This window comes from Symplocastrum torsivum, assembly GCF_059505465.1.
This window is the reverse complement of sequence record NZ_JCACKQ010000030.1, coordinates 52,594-62,737: the sequence shown is the minus strand read 5'-3', so window position 1 is coordinate 62,737 and position 10,144 is coordinate 52,594. Positions and strand designations below refer to the sequence as shown.

Here is a 10,144-nt window from a genome sequence, read left to right as displayed (position 1 = left end):
TTTCAGTGGAGCCTACTTTGTTTCAGTCTGCTTGGTTCCGCCCTCATAACCAAAGTGAGGATATTCCTAATCTCTATTGTGTGGGAGCCGGAACCCATCCAGGAGCAGGATTACCAGGAGTTATGAGTTCAGGCAAGATTGTGGCAGAGATGATTGGTCAGGCAGGATAAGTAAGTGGTAAGCCCTTTCATTCATCCGTCACTTTTCCTCGCATCGTCTTGAGTTGTGATCGCTTAGTTTTGCTATCCAGACGCTTTCTTTGAGAACTCCGAGTCGGTTTGCTCCTTTTGCGGAGTTTGGGGACTGCGATCGCACTTTTAATCAAGTCTTGCAGCCGTTGCAACGCCTCTTCCCGGTTCTGCTCCTGGCTGCGGTGTTCTTGAGCCTTGATCACAATCACCCCATCTTTGGTAAGGCGCTGGTCGGAAAGCTTCAACAATCGCTCTTTGTAACGATCGGGCAGTGAGGAAGCCACAATGTCAAAGCGCAGGTGAATGGCAGTCGCCACCTTATTCACGTTTTGCCCCCCTGCCCCTTGAGAGCGAACCGCACTCATCTCAATCTCATACTCTGGAATGCTCACGACATTAGAAATTTGTAGCATAATTTAACAATTGCCCAGAGATGAGTCCCACCAGTATTTGAGTAAATTTTGCTCTGATTCAGCTCTATCTATTATCTCCTGGCAGACCGAGTTGTAAGGGAAACAAGCCGATGGATCGATTGAACTTCAATGTACTTCAGCAGTTCTGGACGATCGCCAAGTCCTATTGGTCAGGGGATGAGAAATGGCAAGCCAGAGGATTACTGCTGGGGGTTGTGCTGTGTCTGCTGGCGTATACGGGGTTGAGTGTCGTGCTCAACAACAAGCGAGGGGTGCTGATTTCAGCCCTCTCAGCCCAGGATGAGCCACGCTTCTGGGAAACCGTGATCATTTTCATCGGTGTGCTGGTGATCTATGCACCATTGCTCGCAGCCTATACCTATCTGCGCGATCGCCTCAGTTTGCAATGGCGCAAATGGCTCACCCATCGATTCGTGGATAACTACTTTCGCGATCGCGCTTATTACAACCTGCATATCTCAGAAACCGAGATTGATAACCCAGATCAGCGGATTGCGGAGGATGTTCGCAGTTTTACCCAGGAGTCCCTCACCTTTTTGCTGCGGTTGGTGGAATCGGTGCTGTCAACGATCGCCTTCAGCAGCGTACTCTGGGGCATTTCTAAACCCCTAGTGTTTTTTCTGGTGCTATATGCCCTGATTGGAACTCTGGTTACAAGCGTCGTTTTTGGTAAGCCGCTTGTCCGACTCAACTTTGAGCAACTCAAGAAGGAAGCGAATCTCCGCTTTAGCCTAGTGCGAATTCGGGAGAATGCGGAAGCGATCGCCTTTTACCGAGGGGAGGAGCAGGAGTCGAATCAGGTCAAGCATCGGTTTCTGGATGTGTTTGAGAATGTCAAACGGCTGCTGGTTTGGGAGTTGAACTTAAATGTTCTGACGAATGCTTATGAGTTCATCCCCTTCGTCCTGCCTGCCTTGGTTGTCGCACCCGCGATTTTTGCTGGAGAAATGGAGGTCGGTAAAGTTTCTGAAGCACAGGGAGCTTTTGTCCGCGTCTTCTTCTCGCTCAATGTTGTCGTTGCCCGCTTCCAGCAATTGACCACTTTTGGAGCTGGAATTAATCGTCTCTATACCTTTGCAGAGTTTTTAGAACAGACAGAGGCAACCCAGGCATCCGATGAGGAAAAGCCAAGGATTCAGACAATTGAGGCAGATCGGGTGGCAGTCGAACACCTCAGCCTGCAAACTCCCAATTATCAGCGGACGTTAGTGGAAGATTTGTCGATAGAGTTACCCGTTGGACAGGGGCTTTTGGTGATGGGGCCGAGTGGTTGCGGCAAGAGTTCTCTGCTAAGAGCGATCGCTGGATTGTGGGATTCTGGTGAGGGTGCGATTGTTCGTCCTGAACCCAACCAGATTCTATTTCTGCCGCAGCGTCCTTACATGGTGCTGGGCACTCTGCGCGATCAACTGCTCTATCCCAATACCCACCTTGAGGTTGACGAGCAACACTTGAAGCAAGTTCTGGAACAGGTGAATTTAGCGGAACTGGATGAACGATTTGGGGGTTTTGATGCCCAGCAGGATTGGGCAGATGTCCTCTCGTTAGGTGAACAACAACGGCTAACCTTCGCCCGGTTGCTGCTGAACAAACCTAATTACGCGATTCTGGATGAAGCAACCAGCGCGTTAGATCTGGGGAACGAGGAACGGTTATATCAACATTTGCAGACGAAAGGGACTACTTTTTTGAGTGTGGGGCATCGCTCTACGTTGGCTTCTTACCATCAGTCTGTGTTGGAACTTTCGCAGGATAAGACGTGGCAGATAAAACAACCTCTGGCTCTTGTCGAAGAACAACCGGAGTTGTTGGAACTTCCATCACTGATTGACTGACAAATCTTGAAATCTCAGCTGTACCAGCAAGGGACTCAAGTCCCTTGCTAATAGATCAAGTCCTCTACAATTACCCCCAATCTTGCCACAGTAAATTCTTAAAAAAGCTTAGATTACATGACTACGGTTAGGCAAGACGAAAATGGCTCTATAAATCTTGCTGCAACGGTTTAAGCTCATCGGAAGTCCCCCGCGAGGGGGAACTTCCGCCTAAAACTTGGCTGACAGTTATAAGCGAGGTTTTAGTAAATTCCTAAAGAAAAATCCTTCCCCTTGTCCGAGATGAAACCTTACCGCAATGAAACGGATATCTGCCGAGGTTGGTAGTCAGACCCAAGTTTGTTGGCACAAAATCCAATTTCTCGACTTTGACCAGGTTCAATGACTTGTCCCCAATCCAAGGGGGTGACTACATAATTTGAGCCTTGGGGTTTGAAATTACCATTCCAACTGTTGTTAATTACCGCTTGATTCATTTGGAATGTCACTTGCCAATCACGCACACTGGTGTTGCTTGGATTAGTGACCTGCATACTCATACAAAAGCCGGATTGCCAATCTGACTGCATATTAGATGCTACTTTTAGCTGACCTCGACCAGTCGTCGGAACACTCACACTCGGTTGAGAGTTGGGTGCGGGATTGATAACAACAGGTTTAGGACTTGGTTGTGAACTGGAAGGTTGTGAGCTGGGAGGTCGTGAACTAGAAGGTTGTGAACTGGGAGGCTGTGAGCTAATGGGAGTGCTTGCAGAACTTTGGGCAAAACTGTTTGCCCTCAGCAATCCCTGAAGTATTTCTTGCTTGGGAGCATCGACACTCAGCCAGTCATCTTGCAGAATGCCGCCTGTATCAGTGCTGTTGGGATTCCAGCTCCAGTAGGCAAAGCTCAGATTTTTTTGACTGATGAAATCTACAAGCTTCCGCTGCCAAACTCCTTCCTTGGAATTCTTGTCTACCTGCCGTCCGCCAAACTCTCCAATTAAGACAGGAGCAATGCCTTTGGTGGCAATATAGTTCCATGCTGTTTCCCAGCGACTGGTGAGATTGTTAGGAAAGCGTGATTCGGAAAACCAAGGCTGATCGAAAACACCAGGACCATACTCGTGGGGAGAGTAGACCAATTTATTGGGACGTGACAAGCGTACTGGGAAGCGCTCAACACCCTCTAAATTTCCACCCATCCAGTGGACGGCTAGTTTTTGACCTGGAACGTTCTTTTCAACACCTTCTACGACGATTAACCAATTGCGGTTGATCGAGAGAATCGCATCGCCAGCTCGTTCTGCGGCTAGTCGCCAGTCTGTTTCTTTGTTGTTTGTACCCCAGCTCGCCCGACCGTGGGGTTCATTTTTCAAGTCTGCCCCAATGACGTTCGCCTGATTTTTGTAGCGGGTTGCCAACATTTTCCAGGTATCAATCCAGTCAGCTTCGGTAAATCCGTCACCGTACCACAATTCTGGAATGCGCTGGTCGTTGAGGCGGTGCGAGTCTAGTAGGATTAGTAATCCCTGGCGCTGTGCCTCCTGTATAACAGCGTCCATGACCTCTAAGGGTGATTTACCCTCAAGCTCTTTGTTGCTGCCAATGCTAAAGTCAATTCCCGTTACATCTGAGGCACGTAGGGATTGTACAGAGTAGGGAAGTCGAATCATGTTGTAGCCCAAGCCTTTGAGCTGAGCTAACATCTCCTTGTAGTCTCGCTTCCACAAGCCATGAGGGGCGTGCATCTCTGTTTCAATACCGAACCAGTTCACCCCTCTAAGTAGTACAGATCGACCGTTGGCATCGACAATTTTTGAGCGATTGGTGGAAAGCGGCGGCTGAATGATTGCGCTTGCGGCTGCATCCACAGGGCTTGGAGACGGTGAGATGATGCTGATAAGGGACGAAAAGGCGATCGCTAACCCAAACCAAAGCAGCCGCGAGTACGGCTTCAAGTTCATTCGTTTCGTTCTAGAAGCGTACTGCCTTCTGTCCGACGTTTTGGTGGCTCTTGTGTTGTGGCGAAACACAGAGGTTAGTTGAAGCTTGCTCAAGCAGCGATTAACCATCAGCATGAGCGCTGATGTAAAGTGGTTTAGCCGAGAGCGTGGCTGAAAAAATCTAGACATAGTTGTGAAAAGTAAAGCGGTTGACTCGGTCAGAACGAGAGAACTTGAGTTAACTCAACGTATGACTGGCTAAATCTTGTTAACATTTGCTGTCCGTCACCCTTGCTAACTCGACAACATCTAGCGGAATCCTGTTCCCAATAGTGGCTCTAGCTTGCTCTGCAAAAGTACCTTATAAATTGAGAATTGCAAGCTAATCGAGTTCTTCTTGTGTCTGAGTTTGCTCCCTTTATTTATGATGATACTCATAGCTAGCAAGAGCCACTCTTACCTATCACTAATTCTGATGAGATTGATTGATTCACTCAATCAATTTACCGAATCAAGTCTTTTTGCGATCGCATAAATATTTCTTGATAGGAAATATTTACAATAACTTTATCTAGTTATCCAATTCTTTATAAAACTCTTACATAAAACGGCTTATTCAATTCCTAAATAGGACTTACTCAATCAGCAAGCAGAAATAAACATAATTGCCACAATGCCCAATTAACTCTAACCAAGCGGGTTAAAGCTAATACGGGAAAAAAATTCTGGCACACCCTGAATGCCAAGGTTAAGGCGGAAGATAGCTCCCGCTCCCGTTCCTTCAGTAGCACGGTCATCACCACCTGCTGTAGTAATGAACATCTCAGTGTAATCGGCTCCACCAAACGTAACACTAGTCACCTTCAAGGCAGGAAAGGGTATACGCAAAACTTCGGTGCCATCAGGAGCATAGCGGAAGAGATGCCCACCATCCCAACGCGCTGACCAAAGGTAGCCTTCTGCATCAATTGTTAAACCGTCGGGTACGCCCTCGCCTTCAGGGGTGGTGATGTGAACCTGCTGATTGCGGAGGGTGCCAGTATTTTGGTCGTAGTCGAACCGAGAAATTTCGCGTTGCTCTGAGTTGGTATGGTAGAACTGTTTTCTGTCCGGACTAAAGCCCATGCCGTTAGCAACGTTGATTCCTTCAAGGACTAGACTGAGGGTACCATCTGTGTCTAGGCGATATAGGCGACCCAAGCGGTCAGGAGTGGGCATTGTGCCACAGAAAACGCGCCCAACAGGGTCAGCAATGACATCATTGAAGCGGCTTTCCCGTTCCTCAGCAAGTTCAGGAATTAGGGGAGTGATTTTCCCCTCACACCAATGCTCAATTGCACCACGTTCCTTGAACAGAAGAAGTGACCCATCTTCTTGAATAGTGAAGCCGCCGATAGATTCACCAGAATAGATTTGTTCATAAGCTTTGGTTGCGGGGTCATAGCGAAACAGGCGACCTGTAAGAAGGTCTGTCCAGTAAAGCTTCTGTTCCAAGGGGTGCCAAAGCGGACCTTCAGCATTGTGGCACGAGCAATCGGCAATGATTTCGGGTGAATCCATGTAGTTAAGTAGTTGTTAGTTGTTAGTTGTTGGTTGTTCGACACCCTTGCGGCGATTTAGTCTTCTTCTTCCTTGCGTTCGTATTCTTTTAAAAGTTTTGCGACTCGTTCTTGGATGGCGATGTGTCGCGCCACACCTTCATAGGCATAGCGGTTGTAGCCGTTACGCTCAATCAGACTTTCCATGTTGTTAATTCGCTCTTGTGTGTTTGGGTGCGTTGAGAGCCATGCAAATACTGGTTCTTCGCGCTCTTCCTTATCCAGTGTCACCATCAGGTTACGCATTCCATCTGCCGCATAGCCACTGGAAACTAGGATTCTCGTACCCAGTGCGTCTGCCTGACGTTCCATATCCCGGTTGTAGTCGAGAACGATGAGATTAGCAGCAGTGCCGCCATAGGGGAAGTATGAGGTGACATTAGCTATCAAGTTGCCCTCAGTAACCAATTGAAAACCATGAGACAAAACGGCATGAGCTAACTCGTGAGCTAGTAAACCCGCGAGTTCTGCTTCAGAGCGCGTTTTTAGAATCGCACCAGCATTGATAAATACCTTACCTCCTGGCAAAGCAAAGGCGTTGAGCTTATCATCCATGACAACATAAAACTCATATTCAAAATCATCACGTCCGGCAACTGTCGCTAATTTATTTCCTACCTCCCGAACGTAAGCCAGCACCTCTTCGTCTTCTAGCATCGGCAGTTGTTTTTGCGCTCGGTTCGCTACCGACTCACCAACGGCTGATTCTCCCCGTAACATCAATACTGTAGTGTCGATCGCAGAAATCGGGCCAAAGAGATTACCTGTAAGGATGAAGCCAAGTGTTCCAGTGATAGCATTGGCGATCGCATTTCCCCTTAACTTACGACGTAGATGCGACCTGTAACGCTCTAGATTCTCCTCTGCTAAAGTGGTAAACTCCCCAGCCTGGGGATTATCCGGGTGAAGCAAAGCAAATTGTCGCGCTGTCAGCGATGCTTCCAACCACTTGTCCGCCTCACCCAACTCTCTAATCGTCGCCCTGAGTAATTCCGGCTCGTTCGGATAAAGTGTTGTAGCTCGCTCTAAAACCTGTAACGCTTCTTCCTCCCTGCCATACTCTTCAAGAGCCTGAGCGTAGCGCAAATGACCAGGGATAAATTCAGGATACTGCTCAACTAATAACCGAAGTGGGGCAAGAATTTTCGTTTCAAGCTTCTGTTCTAAACCTGCCTCAGACTGACGCCAGTACACCGAACCTGCTGGTGTTAGTTGGGCGGTATCATAAATCGGTGCAGCTTGTTCCTGTACTTCAGCTTCTGCTGTAAATGGGTCTTTGGCTTCACGATATAGCTGTTGAGCGGCTTCAATCTGTCCACTCAAATAAAGTTGATCAGCTTCGATAAGCTTCTGCTGTCGTGCGAGTTCTTCTGGGGTGAGTTCTGGTTCTTCTGCCTCAGTAGAGTCATCAGAACTAGGTGAATCAGTTGTTTCGGTGTTTTCTGTAGTCTCTGATTCAGCGGTTGAGTTCTCGGAATCCGGAGTTGTTGTGTCCGCATTTTCCGTAGTACCTGTTTGAACCTCTGTTTCAGCCGTGGAGTTTTGATTGGGAGAATCTGTTGTTTCTACATTTTCTACCGCATCCCCTTCCTCAGTTGTTGGTGCAGGTGCAGCGTCCGGAATAACAATGGTTTCTACAGTCGGTGATGAGCGATCGCTTACCGTTCTGGGTGGAGGGAGTTCTTGTGTTGTTTCCGGAATCGCAACGGTTTCCGGGTACTGTGTTGGTGTATTAGCGATGACAGAAACGGAGTCCGAAGATTTCAGGGATTCCGCTAAGACAACCGATGTCGAGGTTGGCAGCAAGATTCCCAAAGAGATTAGCAGCGAATTCCAGAGGAATTTCATGAGGAGATTTCTGGGGATTGCTTAATGAGGTTTGATTCAGGGATTTGGAACACCACAGCGAGATTGTACGGCTGTGCAGGGTGTAGCTCAGGCAAGTCTTTCAATAATTATGCAGCGCTCAATCGCTCTCGTGTTTATCTGCCTGAAGAAAGCCTTTTTAAGGCTTAATCTGCCATCACCGCGTCCACTAGCAAATCCGCTCCCAAGCGCACAGCATCCGTGCAGGGTAAGCCTGTCTCGGTTTTTACCTGCTCGATCGCGTGTTGGGCAGCGTCTGCATCTAAATGACCTGTATTGAGTGCGATCGCAACCACTTGTACAGGCGCAAACGCCCCAGCCGCACTAGCCACCATTTCATACAGTCGAATCACCTCCGGTAACGGTGGAATCGGTACATGGTCATGCTGACGGATGTGAGTTTGTCCAGCCCGATGTACCAATACCAATTGGGTTGGCTGAGTACCTCGAATCAACGGCAGGGTTGCTGTTGAACCCGGATGCAGCAGTGAACCTTGCCCTTCAACAATTAGTAAGTCGTAATCGTTACCAGAGCGCATCACCATTTGCTCGACTGCACCAGCCGCAAAGTCCACCCGTATTGCATCTAAGGGTATTCCTTCCCCGGAAATCATCACACCTGCTTGTCCTGTTGCTAGAAACTTCGAGCGTATCCCTTTACTCTGTGCCGCTCGATTCAACTCTAGACTCGCTGACATCTTGCCGACACTCATGTCAGTTCCAACGGTTAAAACACGTTTACAGCGAAGCGATCGCGCTTTTCCACTTCCTACCCCCAATCCCTCTGGTTCCTGACGAATATCCCAAATTACCTGACCCTCTTTCAGTAATCCCTGTAACTCCAAGTCAGATGCCATCGGTGTGTGCAACCCATTAATTACCGACAACCCACCAGCTACGCCTTGCTTTACCTCCTGCCACCAAGCATCTGGTAGGGTACCGCCAGAAGGAGCAATTCCAATCGCCAAGGCATCGGGTTGATAAGCGAGTGCTGAGGCTACTGAATCAACAATTGGAGCGTCACAGCGAATGCCAGTAAGTTCAGACAAGGATTCTCCAGCACACTCCTTGTCAATCACTGCCACAATTGTTGCTTGTGCATAGCGTAAAAGCGTTAGTCCCGTTTTTCCATTAGGACCACGAATGCCTTCATGGAGCAAAATCGCAAGGCGATAATTAGGGGTTAGATGCATGATGCTGCACTCCTAGTCCTGGTAACTCATTTGGCATCAAACACCCATCCTGTACTGTTGCCCCTGTAAAAGGGTCATCCACTAAGTTTAGGTGGCTGTCTAAATCGAGATAATCTGCTAGCGGCGAAAGCTGTGCTGCGGCTGTATTAGCAAGGGTACTGTCAGAATAGCAGCCGAACATTACCTGTAAACCACACGCTCTTGCTGTATGTACCATACGCATCGCCTCGGTTAGACCTCCCGATTTCATGAGTTTGATATTAATGCCATGTACGCGATCGGCTAGAGAAGGAATATCACGACTAGTGAAGCAGCTTTCATCAACAAAAATCGGTAAAGGCGATCGCTTATACAACTTTGGTAATTGTGCTTCTTGCCCTGCTGCCAGTGGCTGTTCCACATGCCTTACTCCCTGACTGGCAAGCCAATCACACATTTTTACCGCCTCATCTAGACTCCAACCCCCATTTGCATCAACACTTAACTCCGCTTGGGGCGCTTCTTCTCGAATCGCTAGCAGCATCTCCTGATCAGCCGCAATTCCCTCTGGACTGCCCAGCTTGATTTTCAGCACCCCTCCACCCGTAAAGGGCAACCAATCTCGTACTCGCTGTCTTGCCCCTTCCGGTGAATTAATCCCAACCGTTGCGGAAGTTGGCACAATCTGACGACGATTTAACCCCCACAAACGCCACAACGGCATTCCTACCCGTTTCCCTAACCAATCGTACAAGGCTAAATCAATTGCAGCCCAAGCTGCTGATGGTAACTCTGCCTCCGCCAACACCCGCTCAATCTTCTGCCGTTCCCAAGGGCTAAATTTCTCCAACATAGGGGCAATCACCTGTAGCGCCTCAAAGAGACGTTCCGTGGTTTGTCGATCTTCTCGAATGATTGAAAACGGGGATGCTTCTCCCCAACCTTCAATGCCTTCCTGTTCTACCTGCACCCACACGTTAGTTGTCTGGGAGGTTGTCCCGCGACTGATGGTTAGGGGAAATCGCTTATGTACAGTGAAGAGTTTTACGCCAATACGCATAATTTTTCTGAGTCTTGCTCTCGTTCCTTTACAAAACTTAAGTATTTTGTTACATTAATTTAC

7 protein-coding genes are annotated in these 10,144 nt (G+C 48.4%); 1 reads left to right on the top strand and 6 read right to left on the bottom strand.

The genetic code is table 11. The features are described 5' to 3' along the window. Positions 1–187: 187 nt before the first annotated feature. Complete coding sequence (arfB, locus tag AC5JL3_RS10265; RefSeq protein WP_496074397.1) at positions 188–604, bottom strand: alternative ribosome rescue aminoacyl-tRNA hydrolase ArfB; 417 nt, start codon at positions 602–604, stop codon at positions 188–190. Positions 605–714: 110 nt separating this feature from the next. Between arfB and AC5JL3_RS10260 the strand changes: the two genes are divergently transcribed. Continuing rightward, positions 715–2,460: an ABC transporter ATP-binding protein/permease gene (locus AC5JL3_RS10260; RefSeq protein ID WP_496074396.1), complete on the top strand. Its 1,746-nt coding sequence runs from the start codon at positions 715–717 to the stop codon at positions 2,458–2,460. Positions 2,461–2,750: 290 nt separating this feature from the next. Here the strand turns inward: AC5JL3_RS10260 and AC5JL3_RS10255 are convergent, their stop codons facing one another. The 5 genes from AC5JL3_RS10255 to AC5JL3_RS10235 form a co-directional block, all read right to left on the bottom strand. Then, complete coding sequence (locus AC5JL3_RS10255; protein WP_496074395.1) at positions 2,751–4,406, bottom strand: cellulase family glycosylhydrolase; 1,656 nt, start codon at positions 4,404–4,406, stop codon at positions 2,751–2,753. 666 nt (positions 4,407–5,072) lie between these two features. Then, positions 5,073–5,945 (bottom strand): SMP-30/gluconolactonase/LRE family protein, encoded by an 873-nt coding sequence (locus AC5JL3_RS10250; protein WP_496074394.1) that lies wholly within the window; start codon positions 5,943–5,945, stop codon positions 5,073–5,075. Positions 5,946–6,001: 56 nt separating this feature from the next. Further along, positions 6,002–7,831 (bottom strand): M48 family metallopeptidase, encoded by a 1,830-nt coding sequence (locus AC5JL3_RS10245; RefSeq protein ID WP_496074393.1) that lies wholly within the window; start codon positions 7,829–7,831, stop codon positions 6,002–6,004. Positions 7,832–7,995: 164 nt separating this feature from the next. Beyond that, positions 7,996–9,042 carry an N-acetyltransferase DgcN family protein gene (locus AC5JL3_RS10240; protein ID WP_496074392.1) on the bottom strand — a complete coding sequence of 349 codons (1,047 nt, stop codon included), beginning with the start codon at positions 9,040–9,042 and terminating at the stop codon, positions 7,996–7,998. Next, the gene (locus AC5JL3_RS10235; RefSeq protein WP_496074391.1) at positions 9,026–10,081 is read right to left on the bottom strand and encodes a dipeptide epimerase; all 1,056 of its coding nucleotides are present in this window, start codon (positions 10,079–10,081) and stop codon (positions 9,026–9,028) included. The genes AC5JL3_RS10240 and AC5JL3_RS10235 overlap by 17 nt, the downstream gene beginning before the upstream one ends. Positions 10,082–10,144 lie beyond the last annotated feature (63 nt).

Bases quoted from the DNA above. Each gene is read 5' to 3' on its own strand.
- arfB (WP_496074397.1), bottom strand. From the start codon at position 604: ATGCTACAAATTTCTAATGTCGTGAGCATTCCAGAGTATGAGATTGAG.
- AC5JL3_RS10260 (WP_496074396.1), top strand. From the start codon at position 715: ATGGATCGATTGAACTTCAATGTACTTCAGCAGTTCTGGACGATCGCC.
- AC5JL3_RS10255 (WP_496074395.1), bottom strand. From the start codon at position 4,406: ATGAACTTGAAGCCGTACTCGCGGCTGCTTTGGTTTGGGTTAGCGATC.
- AC5JL3_RS10250 (WP_496074394.1), bottom strand. From the start codon at position 5,945: ATGGATTCACCCGAAATCATTGCCGATTGCTCGTGCCACAATGCTGAA.
- AC5JL3_RS10245 (WP_496074393.1), bottom strand. From the start codon at position 7,831: ATGAAATTCCTCTGGAATTCGCTGCTAATCTCTTTGGGAATCTTGCTG.
- AC5JL3_RS10240 (WP_496074392.1), bottom strand. From the start codon at position 9,042: ATGCATCTAACCCCTAATTATCGCCTTGCGATTTTGCTCCATGAAGGC.
- AC5JL3_RS10235 (WP_496074391.1), bottom strand. From the start codon at position 10,081: ATGCGTATTGGCGTAAAACTCTTCACTGTACATAAGCGATTTCCCCTA.